General features: G+C 73.6%; 5 protein-coding genes. All 5 read right to left on the reverse strand.

Annotated features, from left to right (window positions below; genetic code table 11):
- Positions 1-28: 28 nt before the first annotated feature.
- The gene (locus tag NEH16_RS06720; protein WP_265540087.1) at positions 29-1,282 is read right to left on the reverse strand and encodes an ATP-grasp domain-containing protein; all 1,254 of its coding nucleotides are present in this window, start codon (positions 1,280-1,282) and stop codon (positions 29-31) included.
- Positions 1,279-2,331 (reverse strand): PLP-dependent cysteine synthase family protein, encoded by a 1,053-nt coding sequence (locus NEH16_RS06725; RefSeq protein WP_242442199.1) that lies wholly within the window; start codon positions 2,329-2,331, stop codon positions 1,279-1,281. Before NEH16_RS06725 ends, NEH16_RS06720 begins: the two co-directional genes overlap by 4 nt.
- A gap of 1 nt (position 2,332) precedes the next feature.
- The gene (locus NEH16_RS06730) at positions 2,333-3,142 is read right to left on the reverse strand and encodes a kinase (protein WP_265540089.1); all 810 of its coding nucleotides are present in this window, start codon (positions 3,140-3,142) and stop codon (positions 2,333-2,335) included.
- A gap of 283 nt (positions 3,143-3,425) precedes the next feature.
- Complete coding sequence (locus NEH16_RS06735) at positions 3,426-10,526, reverse strand: amino acid adenylation domain-containing protein (RefSeq protein ID WP_265540090.1); 7,101 nt, start codon at positions 10,524-10,526, stop codon at positions 3,426-3,428.
- Complete coding sequence (locus tag NEH16_RS06740) at positions 10,523-21,874, reverse strand: non-ribosomal peptide synthetase (RefSeq protein ID WP_265540091.1); 11,352 nt, start codon at positions 21,872-21,874, stop codon at positions 10,523-10,525. Before NEH16_RS06740 ends, NEH16_RS06735 begins: the two co-directional genes overlap by 4 nt.
- Between the last annotated feature and the right edge of the window lie 65 nt (positions 21,875-21,939).

A 21,939-nucleotide genomic window follows, 5' to 3' on the forward strand; every position in this document is an offset into this window, starting at 1 on the left:
GTAAGGAGCGGCAGGAGGCGGTCGACGCTCATGTCAGCGCCTCCTCGCGGTCGGTGGCCGTGGGGGTGATCGCTCCGGCCAGCTCCGCCACCGCCAGCTCGGCGGCGTCGGCCGCCGCGGCGGCGCGGTCGGCGACCGCGATGACGTGGCCGAGCCGGCCCCGGAAGTCGGCGGCGGGGCCGACCGGTTCGCCGGGCGAGCGGTAGAGGACCGCCTCCGCCACCCCGGGCACGGCCCGGGCGCGGGCGAGGGCGCCGGTCAGGTCGGGCGCCAGGACGCCGTCGCGGTCGGTGGTCAGGAAGCGGATGGAGGCGCGGCCCCGGCCGGTGTGCTCGGGGTGCGCCGGGCGGCCGAGCGCGGCGAGCACCTGGGCGCGCACGAGGTCGGCCCCGCAGGCGCGGCGGACCAGTTCGGGGATCATTCCGCCGGCCAGGCGGGGGTTGACCTCGATCACCTTGGCCGACGCCCCGTCCAGCCGCAGTTCGACGTGGGCGGCGCCCCATCCGAGGCCGAGGGCCGTCACCGCCCGCACGGCGGTGCGCCCGAGCTCCCGCTCCACCTCGGCCGGGAGCGCGGCGGGCAGGTCGTGGCCGACCTCCACGAAGGAGGGCAGCGGCCCGACGTGCTTGGCGACGGTGACCACCGCCTCGGTGCCGAACACCTCCACGGAGTACTCGGCGCCGGTCAGGTACTCCTCGACCAGGACGCGTCCCGGGACGGCCACCCCGCGCTCGTTGACGCCGGCCGCCAGCAGGGTGCGGGTGTGCGCCTCGACCTCGTCGAGGTCCGCGCACAACCGCACGCCCAGGCTGCCGGAGCCCTGCGACGGCTTGACGACGACCGGCATCCGGTGGGCCGCCGCGGACCGGGCGGCGGCGGGGGTCGACACGACGGCGAAGGTGGGCACGCCCACCCCGGCGGCGGCCAGTGTCCGGCGCTGCTCGGCCTTGTCCCGGCAGGCCCGCACGGCGTCCGCGGACGGGCCGGGCAGGCCGAGCCGTGCGGCCAGGGCGGCGGCGGCGGGCACGTAGTACTCGGAGCTGGTCAGTACTCCGGCCACCGGTGTGTCGGCCGCCAGCCGCTCGGCGGTGGCGGCCAGCCGGTCCGGGTCGGCGGTGTCGGTGACGACGGTACGCAGGCCGTCCTCGGCCGCGTACGGGTAGCGGTCCGGGTCCGCGCACAGCAGCACCGGCACGACGCCGAGTTCGACGGCCCGGCGGGCGAACAGCCGCCCGGTTCCCGTGGTGTTGGACTCCACCAGGAGCAGCAGCCGGCCGCTCACGACGGCATCTCCGGCATCATCACGTCGTCGAAGCCGCGCCGCGCCCACATCAGGCGCGACCAGACGGGCGGCGCGTCCAGCGGGTGCTCCACGGTGACCGGGGCGCCGCCGGGGGCGGGCGCGGGCACGATGCCCTGCTCGGCGAGCCAGGCGTCGTTGTAGACGGTGGACTGGTAGCGGTAGCCCTCGTCGGGCAGCACCATCACGACCGTGCTGTCCGGGTTGGCCGCGGCCCACCAGGACGCCACCTGGAAGGACGCGCCGCTGGTCGGGCCCATGAACAGGCCGTGGCCCCGGTACAGTTCGCGGGTCGCGTGGAACGCCTCGGGGGCGGTGACCCAGTGCGCCTCGTCGTAGGCGCTGTGCCGCACGTTGCCCGGGTGGATGCTGCTGCCGAGGCCGCGCAGGGTGCGCGGGCCGTCCGGGGTGCCGAAGATGATGCTGCCGTGGGTGTCGACGCCGACCAGGTGGAGCTGCGGGTTGCGGGGCCGGAGCGCCGCGGCGAGTCCGCCGGTCGAGCCGCCCGAACCGACCGGGCCCACCAGGCAGTCGACGGCTCCGACGGTGTCGGCGACCAGGTCGGCCACGACTCCGTACGCCCCCGGGTTGTCGGGGTTGTCGTACTGGCCGGGGACGAAGGCGTCCGGGTGCTGTCTGCACAGCTCGGCGACCCGGGCCAGCCGGGCGCCCTGGATGCCGCCGGCCTCACCGGTGTGCTCGACGATCTCCACCGTGGTGCCCAGCATCTCCAGCCGGGTGCGCAGTTCCTGATCGATCGCGCGGTCGCCGACGATGGTCAGCGGGTAGCCGCGCAGCCCGCACACCATCGCCAGGCCCAGCGCGAACGTGCCGGAGGAGGTCTCGATGACCGGGGTGCCCGGGGTGAGCACCCCGGCGGCCTCGGCCCGGTCGATGATGTAGCGGGCGGGCAGCAGCTTCATCAGGCTGAAGGCCGCCGCGTAGAGGTTGTCGCCCACCTTGATGATGCGTGGCAGCTCGGTGGCCTCCACGATCGAGGAATGGGCTCGGGGCAGGGTCGTCGTCGTCATGTCAGTCACCCGTCGTGTAGTTCCACTGCTCGTCGATGCCGCTGCCGCGCAGCAGTTCGCTCGCGGCTGCGACGTGCGCGTCGGCCTGCGGGTCGTCCCGGTCGAAGAGGAGTCCCGCGATGTCCCCGCTGTGCGCCACCTGTACGCCGACCGCGCCGGAGGTGCGGGCGATGTCGCGGATCCGGTCGAAGCCGGGGACCGGCAGGTGCCGCTGGTTGATCTCGGCGCTGGCCGTGGCCACGGCGCCGAGCAGTGCGCAGTCCTTCGTCTGGATGGCCTCGCGCAATCGCCGGCGCAGCTCGGTGAACCGGTCGATCTCGGCCGCGTCGTAGCGGGCGGGCGGCAGGGCGAGCGTGTCGACGCCCTTGCCCCGGTTGGAGGGGCGGGAGCCGAAGCCCAGCACCCGCAGGGGCGGCATCCGGTAGCCGAAGTCCTCGATGACGGTGCCCTCGCGCTGCGCGAACAGCACCGTGGAGTCCTCGAACATCAGGGAGTCGGAGGCGGTCTCCGCGCGCACCGCGAGCCGGGCCACCTCGCGTGGCGGCAGCGGGGCGCGGAAGGCGTCCTTCACGGCCCAGACGGCCGCCAGCACGTCGCTGGTGGAGGAGCCGAACCCCCGGCACAGCGGGACGTCGCCCGCCAGTTCGAGGTGGCCGCCGACCGGGCCGGCGTCCGCCGGCACCACCGTCCGCACGGCCAGTTCGGCCGCGCGCCGCGCCTTGCTCCGCCACTCCGGGGACACGGTGACCGCGGCGCCGGGCGCCGGGGTGAAGGTCGCCCGGGTGGTGTGAATGGTGCAGGGCAGTGTCACCAGTCCCCGTACGAGTCCCGCGCGGCCGGTGAAGACACCTTGCAGAATCTCGCCGTGATGGACGGGGGACGAAGCTGCCCCGACACGCCAGTCGGAATGATCCACCATGTCCTTGACTCTCTGTCGCCGATGAAGCCGTGACCTGCGGACACCGTTACGCTACGGCGCGCGCACCCCCCGTTCCGGCGGCGTGGGCGGCAGGTTGGCGGCGGGCCGGTGTCCGGACACGCGAAGGTGCCCGGACCCGCCTCACGGCGGATCCGGGCACCTGGTCGGACGGGTCCTAGCGGGGCACCCCCTTGAGCTGTTCGGCAAGGATCTTGCCGATCTCGCGCAGCGGTTCGGTGCCCGTCATCGCCCAGTGCTCGCAGTCGATCTCGTGCTCCTCGACCCGGCCGAGCACGTACGGCGCCCAGGCGTCGGCGCCGGTGGCCGCGGCCGGCGTGCGGGCCGCGCCGAAGAAGACCGCCGGGCCGCTGAACCGGCGTTCCGGCACGTACCGGTAGCGCATGCGCAGGTGCGCCGCGGTGGCCTCGACGACCGCCGCCGCCTGCACCGGCTCCAGGGCGCCGAGGATCGGGTCCTCCCGCCGCAGCACCTCGGCGAGTTCGGCCGGGTCGGGCGCCGAGCGGGCGCACCGCACGTCGAGTTCGGCACCCCGGGCGCCCAGGAACGCGGTGAGCACCTCGTGTCCGTCGACCGCCGGGGCGGTGAACCCGTCGGGCAGCGGGTGGGCGTCCAGCAGCGCGAGCAGCGCGACCTCCTCCCCGGCCTCCTCCAGCCGGGCCGCCACGGCGTGCGCGACCAGGCCGCCGAAGGACCAGCCCAGCAGGTGGTAGGGGCCGTGCGGCTGGACGGAGCGGATCTCGGCGAGGTAGTCGTCCGCCATGTCCGGCACGCTCGCCGGGCGGCCGGCCGGATCGGTCAACTCCCTTGCCTGGAGCCCGTACAGCGGCCGGTCGCCGAGGTGCCGCAGCAGTCCGGCGTAGCACCAGCTCATCCCGGAGATCGGGTGCACGCAGAACAGCGGGGCCTGCCCGGCGCCCGCGGCGCCGGAGGCGGGGAGGGCGCGGATGGGCAGCATCGTCTCCAGCGGGTCCCCGCCGTTGTCGCGGTCGATGTGCTCCGCGAGCTGGGCCGGGGTGGGGTGCTGGAACAGGTCCCGGATGGTGACCGGGGTCCCCCAGACCGCGCGGATGCGGCCGATGAGCCGGGTGGCGAGCATCGAGTGGCCGCCGAGGTGGAAGAAGTGGTCGTCCACGGAGACCGACGGCACCCCGAGGACCGCCGCGTACAGACCGCAGAGAATCTCCTCGGCCGGGGTGCGCGGCGCCCGCCCCGCGACGGCCTCGGTGAGCGGGGGCTCGGGCAGCGCGCGGCGGTCCAGCTTGCCGTTGACGGTCAGCGGCAGCGCCTCCAGCGGGACGACGGCGGCGGGCACCATGTACTCGGGCAGGGCCGCCGCCGCGTGCCGGCGCAGCTCCGGTACGTCGATGGGCCGGTTCGCCGCGTCGGCGGCGACCACGTAGGCCACGAGCCGCTTGTCGCCGGGCCGGTCCTCGCGGATCAGCACGGCGGCCTGGGCCACCCCGGGGTGCCGCAGCAGCACGGACTCGATCTCGCCCGGTTCTATGCGAAACCCGCGCAGTTTGATCTGCTGGTCGGCACGCCCCAGGTACTCCAGCGCGCCCTCCCTGCTCCAGCGCGCCAGGTCCCCGGTGCGGTACATGCGGCTGCCGGGCAGCCCGTGCGGGTCGGCGACGAACCGCTCGGCGCTGAGCGCGGGCCGTCCGACGTAGCCGTGGGCGAGGCCGTGTCCTGCGACGTACAGCTCGCCGGGGACGCCGGGCGGCAGGAACCGCAGGTTCCCGTCGAGGACGTAGGCGTGCTTGCCGGCGATCGGCCGGCCGATGGGGATGGCGGGCGCCGGGCCGGTGATGCGGTGGGCGGTGGTGAAGCCCATGCTCTCGGCGGGGCCGTAGCCGTTGACCAGGTTCAGGTGGGGATGGTCGGCCAGGGCCCGTGCGGTGTGGGCGGGTGAGGCGGCCTCGCCCGCCGTCATGGCCTCCCGCACCCGGGCGAAGACGGCCGGGTGCTCGTCCAGCATGTGGTTGAACAGGCTCGCCGACATCTGCAGGGTGGTGATCCCGTGCTGCTCCACCAGCTCCGCTATCCGGTGCGGGTCGGTGTGCTGCCCGGGCTGGAGTACGCACACCCCGCCGTGCAGCAGCGGCCCGAACACCTCCAGCGCGAAGGCGTCCCAGGACACCGGGGAACTCTGCAAGTACGTCTGGCCGGGGCCGAAGTCGAGGTAGTCCGGCCCGATGAAGGTGGCGGCGAGCGCCCGGTGCGAGGCGGCGACGCCCTTGGGCACGCCGGTGGAGCCCGAGGTGAACATGACGCAGGCGGTGGCCTCCGGGTGTCCGCCCGTCGCCACGGCCGTGCCGGGCAGCGTACTGACCGCCGGGGAGTCCTCGGTCAGGTCGATGCGGGCGGTCTCGGTGGGCAGTTCGGTCAGGTGGCTCTGGGTGACCAGGGCGGACGGCCGGGTCTGGTCGAGCACGGTGGTCAGCCGGGCGGCCGGGAACTGCGGGTCGAGGACGGTGTAGCCGGCGCCCGCCTTCAGCACCGCGAGGATCGCGGCGATCAGGTGCGGTGAGCGTTCCAGGTGCAGGGCGACGAGAGTGCCGGGGGCGACGCCGCGCGCGGTCAGGTGCCGGGCCAGCCGGTTGGACCAGATGTCGAGTTCGGCGTATGTCAGCCGCTGTTCCTCGTGGACCAGGGCGAGGGCGTTGGGGGTCCGGGCGGCCTGGGCGGCGAAGAGGCCGTCCAGTCCGAGGGCGGGGGCCGGCAGCTGTGCGCCGCTCCACTCACGCACCCGGGCCCGCTCCCCGCCGGAGAGGAACTCCAGCTCGGTGACGGGGAGTCCGGGGTCGGCGACGGCGGCGGCGAGCAGCCGCAGCAGCCGGTCGGCGGTCGCCTCGACGGTGCTCGCCTCGTAGAGGTCGGTGGCGTACTCGATGGTGACGTCGAGGCCGTCCGGCATGCCGTCCGGGCCGCGCCGCTCGGCGAAGGCGAAGGTCAGGTCGAACTTCGACACCGAGGCGGACGGGAAGAGGAACTCGCCGTCGAGGCCGCCGATCCGGGGCGCCGCCGCGGACGCCTCGCCGAGGGTGAGCATGACCTGGAAGAGGGCGTGCCGGGCGGCGGTGCGCTCGGGGTTCAGCGCCTCCACGAGCCGGTCGAACGGCAGGTCCTGGTGGGCCCAGGCCGCGAGGTCGGTCTCCCGGATCCGGCTCAGCAGTTCGCGGAAGCTCGGGTCGCCGCCCAGGTCGGCGCGGAGCACCAGGGTGTTGACGAAGAACCCGACGACGTCGTCGAGTTGCTGGTCGGTGCGGCCCGCGACCGGTGAGCCCAGGGGCACGTCCGGTCCGGCCCCGGAGCGGGACAACAGGGTGGAGACAGCGGCCTGGACGACCATGAAGAGGGTCGAGCCGGTCTCCTGGGCCAGCGCGGTCAGCGCCCGGTGCAGGGCCGCGTCGGCGTGGACGGTGTGGGTGCGGCCCCGGTTGGAGGCGGTGGCCGGGCGGGGGTGGTCCGTCGGCAGGGTCGCCTCCTCGGGAAGTCCGGCGAGGGCCTCCTTCCAGTGGGCGAGCTGCCGCTCCTCCTCGTCACCGGCCAGCCTCTGCTGCCAGAGCGCGTAGTCGGCGTACTGGACGGGCAGCGGCTCCCACTCGGGTGCGGCGCCTTCGGTCCGGGCCGTGTAGGCGGCGGAGAGGTCGCGGAACAGCGGGGCGTTGGACCAGCCGTCGGTGGCGATGTGGTGGATCACCAGGGACAGCGCGTGCGCCTGCGCACCGAGCCGGAACAGCCGCACCCGGAAGGGCGGTTCGCTCTTGAGGTCGAAGGTGTGCGCGGCCTCGGCGCCGAGCAGCGCCGGCAGGTCCGCCTCGGACGTGTCGGTGAGCGGCAGGGAGACGGGAACGCTGGGCAGGACCCGCTGCCAGGGGGTGTTGTCGTGCACCGGGTAGACGGTGCGCAGCGTCTCGTGCCGGGCAACCAGGTCGGTGAGGGCCTGCCGCAGGGCTTCCGTGTCGAGGGTGCCGGTCAGCCGCAGCGCCATCGGGATGTTGTAGGTGGCCGAGGGCCCCTCCATCTGGTCCAGGAACCACAGCCGCTGCTGCGCGGAGGAGAGCGGGACGCGCTCGGGCCGTTCCTGGGGCGCGAGGGCGGGGCGGCGTACACCGCCGTCGGCCTCGGCGAGCCGTTCGGCGAGCAGCGCGACGGTCGGGCAGCGGAACAGGTCGCGGATGGTGATGTCGGCGTCCCACACCGCGCGGATGCGGCTGATGAGGCGGGTGCCGAGCAGCGAGTGGCCGCCGCAGTGGAAGAAGTGGTCGTCGATGGTGGCCGACGGCAGTCCGAGGACCGCCGCGAACAACCCGCACAGCACCTCCTCGGCCGGGTTGCGCGGGGCGCGCCCGCCGCCGTCCGTGCTCTGCGCGGGCGCGGGCAGCGACCGCCGGTCCACCTTGCCGTTGGTGGTCAGCGGCAGCGCGTCGAGGACCACGAAGGCGGACGGGACCATGTAGTCGGGCAGTGCGGCGGAGACCTCCCGCTGCACCTCCTCCGGGTCGGGCCGGGTGTCCTGGGCGCCGACCAGGTAGGCGACGAGCCGCTTGTCCCCGGGGCGGTCCTCGCGGACGATCACGGTGGCCTGGGCGACGGCCGGGTGCGCGGTGAGCGCGGTCTCGATCTCGCCGGGCTCGATGCGGAAGCCGCGGAGCTTGACCTGCTGGTCGGCCCGGCCCAGGTACTCCAGGGAGCCCTCGTGGTTCCAGCGGACCAGGTCGCCGGTGCGGTACATCCGGGTGCCGGCGGCGCCGAACGGGTCGGCCACGAAGCGTTCCGCGGTGAGGCCGGGCCGGTTCAGGTAGCCCTGGGCGAGTCCCGCGCCCGCCACGTACAGCTCGCCCGGTGTCCCGGGCGGCACCAGCCGCAGCGCCGGGTCGAGGACGTAGAGCCGGTGGTTGTCGAGGGGTTCACCGATCGGCACCGTGCCCGGGTAGTCGCAGGGGCGGCGCACCCGGTGGGTGGCGGCGAAGGTCGTGGTCTCGGTGGGTCCGTAGCCGTTGACGACGGTGGTGTCCGGGCAGTGCTCCTGGATACGGCGCACCGCCTCGGGCGGCACCACGTCGCCGCCCGCCCACACCTCCCGGATCCCGGCGAAGGTCTCCGGGGCCTCCTCGGCCAGCACCCGGAACAGGCCGGCCGTCAGCCACATGCCGGTGATGCCGTAGGTGTCGGCCAGCTCCTTGTAGGCCAGGGGATCGAGGTGGCCGGGCGGGGCGACGACGAGGGTGCCGCCGTTGAGCCACGGCACCCATATCTCGTACGTCGAGGCGTCGAAGGCGGCCGGCGAGTGGAACAGCACCCTGCGGTGGGCGCCGCCCGCGTACATCCGCTGCCGGGCCAGGTCCGCGACGTTGCGGTGGGTCACCGCGACGCCCTTCGGGACACCGGTCGAGCCCGAGGTGAACATGGCGTACACCGGCTCGTCGGGGTGGGCGCCGGTGACCGGCGCGGTGACCGGCAGGTCCGCCGGGAGCGCGGTGCCGTCCAGGACGACGACGCGGGCCGCGGTCGAGGCGGCGACCGGGTGGTCGGCGAGCGCCCGGTCCGTGAGCAGCACGGGGGCGCCCGTGTCGGTGAGGATCTGGCTCAGGCGGGTGTCGGGGTCGGTGGTGTTCAGCGGCGCGTACACCGCGCCCGCCTTGACGATCGCGAGCAGCGCGGTGAGCAGCCCGGCGGAGCGTTCCATGAGGACGCCGACCACGTCGCCGCGGCCGATGCCGAGGGCGATCAGGTGGTGCGCCAGCCGGTTGGTCAGCTCGTCCAGTTCGCGGTAGCTGTGGTCCTCGTACTCGTCGACCATGGCGACGGCGTCCGGGGTGCGGGCGGCCTGTGCGGAGAACAGCTCGGCCAGGCCCGCGTCCGGCGCTTCGGTGACCCGGCCGGCCCACTCCTCCAGGAGCAGCCGGCGTTCGTGCTCGCCGAGCAGGTCCAGCACGGAGAGCGGGGTGTCCGGGGAGGTCAGCACCGCTTCCAGCAGCCGCCGCAGCCGGGCCATCAGGGCCTCGACGGTACGGGCCTCGTACAGGTCGGTGGCGTACTCGATGGTGATGTCCAGGCCGCCCGGCCGCCCGTCGCCGGTGCGGTGCTCGGCGAAGCCGAAGGTCAGGTCGAACTTGGCGATCTGGAGTTCGTTGTACTCGGTCCGGGCGTCCAGGCCGGGGAAGCCGACCGCGTTCGAGCCGGCCTCGCCCAGGGTGAGCATGACCTGGAACAGCGGGTGCCGGGACGCCGAACGCTCCGGGTTGAGGACCTCCACCAGCCGGTCGAAGGGCAGGTCCTGGTTGTTCCAGGCCGCCAGGTCGGTGGCGCGTACCCGGCCCAGCAGCTCCCGGAAGCTCGGATCGCCGGACAGATCGGTGCGCAGCACCAGGGTGTTGACGAAGAAGCCGACCAGACCGTCCAGGGCCTCGTCGATGCGCCCGGAGACCGGGGAGCCGAGGGCGATGTCGGAGCCGGCTCCGGTGCGGGACAGCACCGTGGCGACCGCGGCCTGCACCGCCATGAAGAGGGTGGCCCCCGACTCCCGGGCCAGCGCGGTGAGTCCGGTGTGCTGGTCGGCCGGGAGGTGGTAGGTGCACAGCGCGCCCCGATAGGACGCGGAGGCCGGCCGGGGCCGGTCGGCGGGCAGGGTGGTCTCCTCCGGCAGCCCTTCCAACGCTTCCTTCCAGAAGGCCAGTTGGCGGGAGGCGGTGGACTCCGGCTTGTCGGCGTCACCGAGCAGTTCCTGCTGCCAGAGCGTGTAGTCGGCGTACTGCACCGGCAGCGGTTCCCAGTCGGGGGCCGCGCCCCGGGCACGCGCCCCGTAGGCAGCGGCGAGGTCCGCCAGCAGCGGTCCGGTGGAGCCGCCGTCGGTGACGATGTGGTGCATGACGACCAGCAGGACGTGCTCCCGCTCGGCGAGCGCGATCAGCCGGGCCCGGATCGGCAGGTCCTCGGCGAGGTGGAAGACCTGGGCCGACTCGTCGGCGAGGACGGCCGCCAGGGAGTCCGCGGCGGCGGGCACCACGGGGAGCGGGAAGTCCACCTCGTTCTCGTCGAGAATGTGCTGGTAGGGGGTTCCGTTGTCGTCCGGGAAAAGGGTGCGCAGGCTCTCGTGCCGGACGACGACATCGGTCAGGGCGGCCCGCAGCGCGTCCTGGTCGAGCGCTCCGGTGAGCCGGACGGCGAGCGGAATGTTGTAGGTGGTCGAGGGCCCCTCCATCTGCGCGAGGAACCACAGACGCTGCTGGGCGAAGGACAAGGGGATCACTTGGTCGCTCCCATCCGGCGCATCGGCCGCAGTTTCGGCCTTGCGGCCTCGGCGCCGTCGAGCTTCTCGACAAGCGTTGCCACGATCGGGTTCTCGAAGAGGGTCGCCACGGAGATCTCGACCCCCAGCGCGGTGCGGATCCGGCCGACGAGCCGGGTGGCGAGCAGCGAGTGCCCGCCGAGGTGGAAGAAGTGGTCGTCGACGGTGACGACGGGGAGGCCCAGGATCTCGGCGAAGAGCCCGCAGAGCACCTCTTCCTTCGGGGTGCGCGGCGCGCGTCCGGCCGGGGCCTCCTCGGGTGCCTCCGGCGCCGGCAGCGCCTTGCGGTCGACCTTGCCGTTGGCGGTGAGCGGGATCGCGTCGAGCACCATCAGAGCGGCCGGCACCATGTACTCGGGCAGTTGCGCCGCGGTGTGCCGCCGGACGTCCGCGAGGTCGACCGGCGCGCCGTCCTGGGCGGTGAGGTGGGCGACGAGGCGCTTGTCGCCGGGGCGGTCCTCGCGTACGGAGACCACCGCCTGGCCCACGGCCGGGTGACCGGCGAGCACCGACTCGATCTCGCCCAACTCGATACGAAAACCACGGAGCTTGACCTGCTGGTCGGCCCGGCCCAGGTATTCGAGCGAGCCCTCGCCGTTCCAGCGCACCAGGTCACCGGTGCGATACATCCGCCCGCCGGCCGGCCCGTACGGGTCGGCGACAAAACGGTCGGCAGTCAGCGACGGCCGGTCCAGGTACCCCTGCGCCAACCCCGCACCAGCGATGTACAACTCCCCCGGCGTACCCGGCGGCACCAACCGCAGCCCCGAATCGAGTACGTACAGGCGGTGATTGTCCAGCGCCTGCCCGATCGGCACCGCGCCCGATCCCGCGAAGGCGCCCGCTACCCGGTGTGTCGCCGCGAACGTCGTGGTCTCCGTCGGGCCGTAGCCGTTGACCACCGCGATGCCCGGGTTGCGGTCCAGGACCCGCCGCACCGCCTCCGGCGGCACCACATCACCCCCGGCCCACACCTCCGACACCCCGGCAAACGTCTCCGGAGCCTCCTCGGCCACCAGCCGGAACAAGCCCGCCGTCAGCCACAACGCCGTGACACCGTGCTCCGCGATCAGCCTGCCGTACGCGACCGGGTCCAGGTGCCCCGCCGGGGCCACGACCAGCGTGCCGCCCGACAGCAACGGCACCCACATCTCGTACGTGGAGGCGTCGAACGCCAACGGCGAGTGCAGCAACACCCGACGGTGCGCACCATTCGCATACATCCCCTGCCGCGCCAGGTCCGCCACATTACGGTGCGTCACCGCAACACCCTTCGGCACACCCGTCGAACCCGAGGTGAACATCGCGTACACCGCCTGATCCGGATGCACCCGCACGCCCGGGTCGGTGCGGTCCTCCGCGGTCGCCCCGCCGGTCAGCACCTTGGTGCCTTCCGGCAGCGGCACCGCTCCGCGTTCGCGGTCCGTGACGAAGAAGCCGACGTCCGACTGGCCGACGATGAGCTGGACGCGGTCCATCGGGTAGCGGGTGTCCAGCGGTACGTAGACCGCGCCCGCCTTCACCACGCCGAGGGTCGCCACCACCGCGTCCACCGAACGCTCCTGGAACAACGCGACCCGGCTGCCCGGGGTCACGCCCTCGGCGATCAGGCGACGCGCGAACGCGTTCACCCGCCCGTCCAGCTCGCGGTACGTCAGCTCCCGCGCGCCTTCCACGAGCGCCACCGCGTCCGGAGTCCGGGCCACCTGCGCCGCGAACAGCTCCCCCAGACCCGCACCCGCGTCCTCCGTCTCCGCACCGGCCCGCCCCGCGAGCAGCAGCTCCCGCTCATCGGGGGACAGCAGCTCGATCTCGTTGAGCAGGACTTCGGGGTCGTCCGCCACCGCTTCGAGGAGCCGGACGAGCCGGTTCGCGCTCGCCTCCACGGTGCTCGCGTCGTACAGGTCGGTGGCGTACTCGACGGTGATGTCCAGGCCGTCCGGTTCGCCGTCGGGGCCCCGGTTCTCGGCGAAGCCGAAGGTGAGGTCGAACTTGGCGATCTCCACCTTGGAGAACTCGTACGCCGTTTCCAGGCCCGGGAGTTCGGGCGGTTCGGCGCTCGTGTCACCGAGGGTCAGCATGACCTGGAAGAGCGGGTGCCGGGCGGGGGTGCGCTCCGGGTTCAGGATCTCCACCAGGCGGTCGAACGGCAGGTCCTGGTGGGACCAGGCCGCGAGGTCGGTCTCCCGCACCCGGTGCAGCAGCTCACGGAAGGTCGGGTCACCGCTCAAGTCCGTCCGCAGTACCAGGGTGTTGACGAAGAACCCGACCAGGTCGTCGAGTTGCTGGTCGGTGCGGCCGGCGACCGGGGAGCCCAGCGGCACGTCGTACCCGGCGCCGGAGCGGGCCAGCAGGGCGGAGACGGCTGCCTGGGCCACCATGAACAGGCTCGTGCCGGAGTCCAGGGCCAGCGCGGTGAGTGCCCGGTGCAGCGCCGCTCCGGTGCGCACGGTGCGGGTGCTGCCGCGGTTGGACGCGGTGGCCGGCCGCGGACGGTCGGCGGGCAGGGTGGCCTGCTCGGGCAGGTCGGCCAGGGTGCGGCGCCAGAAGTCGCGCTGGCGCTCCTCGTCGTCCGCCATGAGCTGCTGCTGCCAGAGCGCGTAGTCGGCGTACTGCACCGGCAGCGGCTCCCAGTTCGGCTCGCGGCCCTCGGTCCGTGCCGCGTAGGCGGCGGACAGGTCGCGGAACAGCGGTGCGTTGGACCAGCCGTCGGAGGCGATGTGGTGCAGCACCAGCAGCAGGACGTGGTCCTCCTCGCCGAGCCGGAAGAGGCCCGCCCGCAGCGGGAAGCCCGCCGCGAGGTCGAAGGCCGTGGCGGAGAGTTCCGCCAGCCCGGCCGCGAGGGTGTCCGGGGTGACCGGCAGCACCGGCAGCTCCACGGGCTGCGGCGCGCGCACCTCCTGGTACGCCTTGCCGTCGTGGACGGGGAAGACGGTGCGCAGGCTCTCGTGCCGGGTCACCAGGTCGGTAAGCGCCTGCCGCAGCGCGCCGACGTCCGGCGCCCCGGTCAGCCGCAGCGCCATCGGGATGTTGTAGGTGGCCGAGGGGCCCTCCATCTGGTCCAGGAACCACAGCCGCTGCTGCGCGGAGGAGAGCGGGACGCGCTCCGGACGCTCGGCGGCCCGGGTCAGCGCGGCACGGGGCGCCTCGCCGCTGCTCTCGGCGATGCGCTCGGTGACCCGCTCGCAGAGGGCGACCACGGTCGGGTACCGGAAGAGGTCCTTCACGCCGAGCTGCACACCGAATGCCTGCCGGATACGGCTGATGAGGCGGGTACCGAGCAGCGAGTGACCGCCGCGGTGGAAGAAGTGGTCGTCGATGGTGGCCGACGGCAGTCCGAGGACCGCCGCGAACAGCCCGCACAGGATCTCCTCCCGCGGGTTGCGCGGGGCGCGTCCGACGACGTCGTCGACGACCTGCGGCGCGGGCAGCGCGCGCCGGTCGATCTTGCCGTTGGCGGTGAGCGGGATCGCGTCGAGCAGTACGAAGGCGGCGGGGACCATGTACTCGGGCAACGCCTCCGCGGTGTGCCGGCGCAGGTCGCCCAGGTCGACGCCGCCCTCGGCGGTCACCAGGTAGGCGACGAGCCGCTTGTCCCCGGGGCGGTCCTCGCGGACGATCACGGTGGCCCGCACGACGGCCGGGTGCGCCGTGAGCGCGGTCTCGATCTCGCCCAGCTCGATGCGGAAGCCGCGCAGCTTGACCTGCTGGTCGACGCGGCCCAGGTACTCCAGGGAGCCGTTCCGGTCCCACCGGACCAGGTCGCCCGTGCGGTACATGCGGGTGCCCGGGGCCCCGAACGGGTCGCCCACGAAGCGCTCGGCGGTCAGCGCCGGGCGGCCCACGTAACCGCGCGCCAGTCCGGCACCGGCGATGTACAGCTCGCCGGGCGCGCCCGCCGGCACGGGCTGGAGCGCCGGGTCGAGGACGTAGAGCCGGTGGTTGTCGAGGGGTTCGCCGATCGGCACGGAGCCGGGGTAGTCGCAGGGGCGGCGCACCCGGTGGGAAGCGGCGAAGGTCGTGGTCTCGGTGGGCCCGTAGCCGTTGACGACGGTGGTGTCCGGGCAGTGCTCCTGGATGCGGTGCACCGCCTCGGGCGGCACCACGTCGCCGCCCGCCCACACCTCCCGGACGGTCGCGAACGCCTGCGGCACCTCCTCTGCGAGCACCCGGAACAGGCCCGCCGTCAGCCACAGGCTGGTGATCTCGTTGCGGGCGAGCAGACCGCCCAGCGTGTCGGCCTCCAGGTGCCCGCGGGGTGCGACGACCACCGTGCCGCCGGTCAGCCACGGAATCCAGATCTCGTAGGTGGAGGCGTCGAAGGTGTGCGGGGAGTGGAAGAGGATCCTGCGGTGGGCGTCGCCCGCGTACATCCGCTGCCGGGCCAGGTCCGCGACGTTGCGGTGGGTCACCGCGACGCCCTTCGGGACACCGGTCGAGCCCGAGGTGAACATGACGTACAGCCACTGGTCGGGGTGGGTGGCCACGCCGGGCCGGCGCACGGGGCGGCCGGAGAGGTCCTTGGCGTCCACCACGAGGCCCCGTGTCCTGGCGGTGGTGACGAGGGTGTGGTCGGCCAGCGCCCGGTCGGTGATGAGGACCGGCGCGTCCAGTTCCCCGAGGATCTGGGCGTGCCGGGTGTCCGGGTCGGCGGGGTTGAGGGGCGCGTAGGCGCCGCCCGCCTTGACGATCGCGAGCATGGCGACGAGGAGGTCGGCGGAGCGTTCCATCATCACGGCGACGACGGACTCCGGACCGACCCCGAGGCCGGTAAGACGGGTGGCGAACCGGTCGCTCTCGGCGTGGAGTTCGGCGTACGTGAAGGAGCGCTCGTCGGATGCCACCGCGACCGCGTCCGGGGTGCGGGCCACCTGCGCGGCGAACAGCTCCGCGAGGCCGGCCTCGGGCAGGGCGCCGTCGGTCACCGGGCCCGCGCCCAGCTCCAGCAACCGCCCCCGCTCCTCGGCACCGGTGAACTCCAGCTGCGAGACCGGCAGTTCCGGGGTGGCGACGGCGGACCCGAGGAGCCGCACCAGGCGGTCGGTGAGTCCTTCGACGGTCCGCGCGTCGTAGAGGTCCGTCGCGTATTCGACGGCCACCTCCAGGCCGTCGGGCCGGCCGTCGGGCGTGCGGTGCTCGTGGAAGGAGAAGGTCAGGTCGAACTTGGCGATCTCCAGCGGTGTGAAGCCCGACTCGGTGTGCACGCCGGGGAGTTCGAGCGCCGGCTTCGCGGCGTCCTGGAGGGTGAGCGCGACCTGGAACAGCGGGTGCCGGGCAGTGCTGCGCTCGGGGTTGAGGATCTCCACGAGCCGGTCGAACGGCAGTTCCTGGTGGGCCCACGCGGCGAGGTCCGTCTCCCGGACCCGGTCGAGCAGTTCGCGGAAGGACGGGTCCCCTTCGACGTCGGTGCGCAGTACCAGGCTGTTGACGAAGAAGCCGACGAGATCGTCCAGGCGCTGGTCGGTACGGCCGGCGATCGGCGCCCCGATCGGGAGGTCCGTGCCGGCGCCGGAGCGGGCCAGCGCGGTCGCCACCGCGGCCTGGACCACCATGAAGAGCGTCGTGCCGGTCTCCTGGGCCAGCCGGGTCAGCCCCTCGTGCAGCTCTCCCGGGCACCGGACGGCGTGCGTGGCACCGCGGAAGGTCGCGGTCGCCGGGCGCGGACGGTCGGCGGGCAGGGTGGCCTCCTCCGGCAGCTCGCCCAGTGTCCGCCGCCAGAACTCGGCCTGCCGCTCACCGTCCGCGGCCAGCAGCTCCTCCTGCCAGAGGGTGTAGTCGGCGTACTGCACCGGCAGCGGCTCCCACGCGGGGGCCCGGCCCTCGGCCCGGGCCGCGTAGGCCGTGCCCAGGTCGCGCAGGAGGGGCGCCGTGGACCAGCCGTCGGAGACGATGTGGTGCATCACGACGAGCAGCACATGGTCCCGTGGCCCGGTACGGAAGAGCGCGGCGCGCAGCGGGAGTTCGGCCGCCAGGTCGAAGGTGCGGGCGGCCTCCGCGCCGAGCAGGCCGTCCAGGGTGTGCTCCTCGGCGGGCACGACCGGCAGGTCGAGGCGGATCTCACCGGCCGGCAGTACGACCTGCCCGGCCTCGCCGTCCGTCGCCGAGAACAGCGTGCGCAGGCTCTCGTGGCGCACGACCGTGTCGGTCAGCGCGAGCCGCAGCGCCTCGGTGTCCACGGCCCCGGTGAGCCGCATCGCGAGCGGGATGTTGTACGTGGCCGAGGGCCCTTCCAGCTGGTCCAGGAACCAGAGCCGGCGCTGCCCGAACGACAGCGGCACCCGCTCGGGCCGGGCGGCCGGCCGCAGCGCCGGGCGTTGTACGTCCTCGCCCACCCGCGCCTCGACCAGCTCGGCGAGCGCCGCCGGGGTGGGCCCCTGGAAGAGGTCCTTGACGGTGATGCCCACGCCGAACGCCTGCCGGACGCGGCTGATGAGCCGGGTGGCGAGCAGCGAGTGCCCGCCGAGGTGGAAGAAGTGGTCGTCGACGGTGACGACGGAGGCGCCCAGGATCTCGGCGAACAGCCCGCACAGCAGCTCCTCGGCCGGAGTGCGCGGGGCGCGTCCCTCGGCGGTGTCCTGACCGGCCACCGGCGCGGGCAGGGCTTTGCGGTCGACCTTGCCATTGGCGGTGAGCGGGATCGCGTCCATCGGCACGATGGCGGAGGGGACCATGTAGTCGGGCAGCAGCGCGGCGGCGTGCCGGCGCAGCTCGTCGAGGTCGAGGCCGTCGCCGACGACGTGGGCGACGAGGCGCTTGTCGCCGGGGCGGTCCTCGCGGACGGAGACCACCGCCTGGCCCACGGCCGGGTGACCCGCGAGCACCGACTCGATCTCGCCCAACTCGATACGGAAACCACGGAGCTTGACCTGCTGGTCGGCGCGGCCCAGGTATTCGAGCGCGCCCTCGCCGTTCCAGCGCACCAGGTCACCGGTGCGATACATCCGCCCGCCGGCCGGACCGTACGGGTCGGCGACGAAACGGTCCGCAGTCAGCGACGGCCGGTCCAGATAGCCTTGCGCCAACCCCGCACCCGCGATGTACAACTCCCCCGGCGTACCCGGCGGCACCAACCGCAGCCCCGAATCCAGTACGTACAGGCGGTGATTGTCCAGCGCCCGCCCGATCGGCACCGCACCCGAACCCGCGAAGGCGCCCGCCACCCGGTGTGTCGCCGCGAACGTCGTGGTCTCCGTCGGGCCGTAGCCGTTGACCACCGCGATACCCGGGTTACGGTCCAGGACCCGCCGCACCGCCTCCGGCGGCACCACATCACCCCCGGCCCACACCTCCGACACCCCGGCAAACGTCTCCGGAGCCTCCTCGGCCACCAGCCGGAACAACCCCGTCGTCAGCCACAACGCCGTAACACCGTGCTCCGCGATCAGCCTGCCGTACGCGACCGGATCCAGGTGCCCCGCCGGGGCCACGACCAGCGTGCCGCCCGACAGCAACGGCACCCACATCTCGTACGTGGAGGCGTCGAACGCCAACGGCGAGTGCAACAACACCCGACGATGCGCGCCATTCGCGTACATCCCCTGCCGCGCCAGATCCGCCACATTACGGTGCGTCACCGCAACACCCTTCGGCACACCCGTCGAACCCGACGTGAACATCGCGTACACGACCTGGTCCGGATGCACCCGCACCCCCGGATCCGTACCGTCCTCGGACGGCACCCCACCGGTCAGCACCTTGACGCCCGCCGGGAGCCGCAACGCCTCGGCATCGCTCCCCGTGACGAAGAACCCGACGTCCGACTGGCCGACGATGAGCTCCACGCGCTCCATCGGGTAGCGGGTGTCCAGCGGCACGTAGACCGCACCCGCCTTCACCACACCGAGCGTCGCCACCACCGCGTCCACCGAACGCTCCTGGAACAACGCGACCCGGCTACCCGGCACCACACCCTCGGCGATCAGCCGACGCGCGAACGCATTCGCTCGTGCGTCCAGCTCGCGGTACGTCAGCTCCCGCGCGCCCTCCACGAGCGCCACCGCGTCCGGAGTCCGGGCCACCTGCGCCGCGAACAACTCCCCCAGACCCGCACCCGCGTCCTCCGTGACCGCACCGGCCCGCCCCGCGAGCAGCAGCTCCCGCTCGTCGGACGAGAGCAGATCCAGTTCACCGACCGGAACGTCCGGCGTGCCGGCCGCCGCGTGCAGCAGCCGCAGGAGGCGGTCGGCGCTCGCCTCGACGGCGTCGGCGTCGTAGAGGTCGGTGGCGTACTCGACGGTGATGTCCAGGCCGCCGGGGGTGCCGTCCGGGCCGCGGTGCTCGGCGAAGGAGAAGGTCAGGTCGAACTTGGCGGCCCGCAGCCAGGTGAACTCGGCTTCGGTGTCGAGTCCGTCGGCGGTCAGGGTCGGGGTCGCCGCGTCCGTCAGGGTCAGCATCACCTGGAACAGGGGGTGCCGGGACGCGGACCGCTCCGGGTTGATGACCTCCACCAGCCGGTCGAACGGCAGGTCCTGATGGGCCCAGGCCGCGAGGTCGGTCTCCCGCACCCGGTGCAGCAGCTCACGGAAGGTCGGGTCACCGCTCAAGTCCGTCCGCAGCACGAGGGTGTTGACGAAGAACCCGACCAGATCGTCGAGCTGCTGGTCGGTGCGGCCGGCGATCGGGGAGCCCACGGGGATGTCCGTACCGGCGCCGGACCGCGACAGCAGCGTCGACACCGCCGCCTGCGCCACCATGAACACCGAGGCCCCGGACTCGCGGGCCAGCGCGGCGAGCGCCGCATGCACCCCGGGCGGGCAGTGCACGGTGTGGGTGGCACCGCGGTAGGAGGCGACGGCGGGGCGCGGACGGGCGGCCGGCAGCGTCGCCTCTTCCGGCAGGTCCGCCAAGGCGGTCCGCCAGTAGTCGAGCTGCTCCCCCTCGCAGCCCCGCAGCAGCTTCTCCTGCCAGAGGGTGTAGTCGGCGTACTGCACCGGCAGGGGCTCCCAGGCGGGCCGCTGGCCGCGTGCCCGGGTCGTGTAGGCGGTGGAGAGGTCCCGCATCAGCGGCTGGTAGGACCAGCCGTCGGACACGATGTGGTGCATCACCACCAGCAGCAGGTGTTCGGTTTTACCGAGGCTGAACAGGTGCGCCCTCAGCGGGAGTTCACCGGCCAGGTCGAAGGGCCGGGCGGCCTCGGCTGCCAGCAGGCCCGGCGCCGCCGTCGCGTCCGTTGCGGTGACCGGGAGGTCGACGCGGGCCGCGTCCGCGGGCAGCACGCGCTGCCGGGCGCCGGCGCCGTCGGCGACGAGGACGGTGCGCAGGCTCTCGTGCCGGGCGACCACGTCGGTGAAGGCCGACTCCAGTGCGCGCACGTCGAGTTCGCCGCGTACGCGCACGGTCAGCGGGATGTTGTAGGTGGCCGAGGGGCCCTCCAGTTGGTCGAGGAACCACAGCCGCTGCTGGGCCGCCGACAGCGGGAGGAGATCGGGCCGCTGCTCGGCCGCCGTCAGTTCGGGGCGGCCGGACCCGCCGGCCGCGGAGGCGATGTGCTCGGCGAGCCGGGCGACCGTCGGGTACTCGAAGAACTCCCTCAGGGAGAGCTGGACGCCGAGGGATGTCCGCACCCGGCTGACCAGGCGGGTGGCGAGGAGCGAGTGGCCGCCGACGTTGAAGAAGTCGTCGTCGATGCCGACCGAGGGCACTCCCAGGACGTGGGCGAACAGGCCGCCGAGTACCTCCTCGACACCGTTGCGGGCGGTGCGGCCGTCGGCCCTGGTGGCGGCGGCGGGCGCCGGCAGGGCCCGCCGGTCCAGCTTGCCGTTGGCGGTCAGCGGCAGCGCGTCGAGCGGCACGACCGCCGACGGGACCATGTACTCGACGAGTTCACCGGCGGCGTACCGGATCAGCGCGGCGGGGTCGACGCCCTGCCCGGCGGCCGGGACGACGTACGCGACCAGGCGCTTGTCGCCGGGGCGGTCCTCGCGGACGATCACGGCGGCCTGGACCACGGAGGGGTGGTGCGTGAGGACCGTCTCGATCTCGCCGGGCTCGATGCGGTTGCCGCGCAGCTTGATCTGCTGGTCGGCGCGGCCCTGGAAGACGATCTCGCCGTGCTCGTTCCAGGCGGCGAGGTCGCCGGTGCGGTACATGCGGCTGCCGGCCGGGCCGAACGGGTCGGCGGTGAAGCGTTCGGCGGTGGTGCCGGGGCGGCGGCTGTAGCCCTGCGCGAGGTGCGGCCCGGCGACGTACAGCTCACCGGTCTCGCCGGGTGCGGTGTGCCGCAGTCCGGCGTCGAGCACGTACATCGCGGTGTTCGCCATCGGCACGCCGAGGTGCAGCCGCTCCAGGGTGCGCGTGTCGGGCCCGAACGCCTGGTAGCTGCAGAAGACGGTCGCCTCGGTGGGGCCGTACACATGCACGACCCGGGTGTCCGGGCAGGTGTCGAGGACGCGGCGCAGCGCGGTCTCCGACAGCACGTCGCCGCCGGTCCAGATCTCGCGGAGCCGGCCCAGCGCCCCGACGGCCTCGCCGGCCATCGCGTCGAACAGGGCGGTGGTGAAGTAGGCGGCGGTGACACCGTGGCGGACCACGGCGTCGGCCAGCTCCCCGAGGTCGATCTTGGGGGCGGACAGGACCACGGCCAGACCGCCGCGCAGCAGCGGCACCCACAGCTCGTACGTCGAGGAGTCGAAGGCCAGCGGCGAGTAGGCGAGGACCCGCTCGTGGGCGGCGGTGCCGAAGCCGGGATCGAGGGCCAGCTCCACCACGTTGCGGTGGGTGTTGACGACTCCCTTGGGGGTGCCCGTGGACCCGGAGGTGAACATGACGTACAGCGGCTGGTCGGGGTGGACCTCGACGTCCGGCGCGGGCAGCGCCCGGTGCGCCAGCACGCCGGCGTCGTCCACCCGCACGACCGGCAGCTCGCCCGCGAAGGCGGTCGCGGTGGCCTCCTGCCGGTCCGTCACCAGCAGCACGGCGGAGGTGTTGTCCAGGATCCAGCTCTGCCGCTCGGCCCGCTGGCGCGGGTCCAGCGGCACGTACACGCCGCCGGCCTTGAGCACGGCCAGCACGGTCACCACGTACGCCGCGGAGCGGTCGAAGAGCAGGCCGACCGCGTCGGCCGGGCGCACACCGGCGGCGGCCAGGCGGTGCGCCAGTGCGTCGGAGGCGGCGTCCAGCTCCCGGTAGGTGATCTCGCGGCCCCCGGCCACCAGGGCGACCGCGTCCGGGGTGCGGGCCGCCTGCGCGCCGAACATCCCGTGCAGGGTTCCGACGGGGAGGTCGACCGCGGTGTCGTTGTACGCGCTGACGCGGGCGGCCGTGCTGTCGGCGCCCTGGGGGATAAGCGGTTCGGCTTGCTGAGGGGACATCTCGACACACCTTCTCGGGAGGCTCGGTTGGCCGGAAGCTCGGTGGGCCGGCTCGCGGCGACCGG

Source organism: Streptomyces drozdowiczii (assembly GCF_026167665.1).
GTDB classification, from domain to species: domain Bacteria; phylum Actinomycetota; class Actinomycetes; order Streptomycetales; family Streptomycetaceae; genus Streptomyces; species Streptomyces drozdowiczii_A.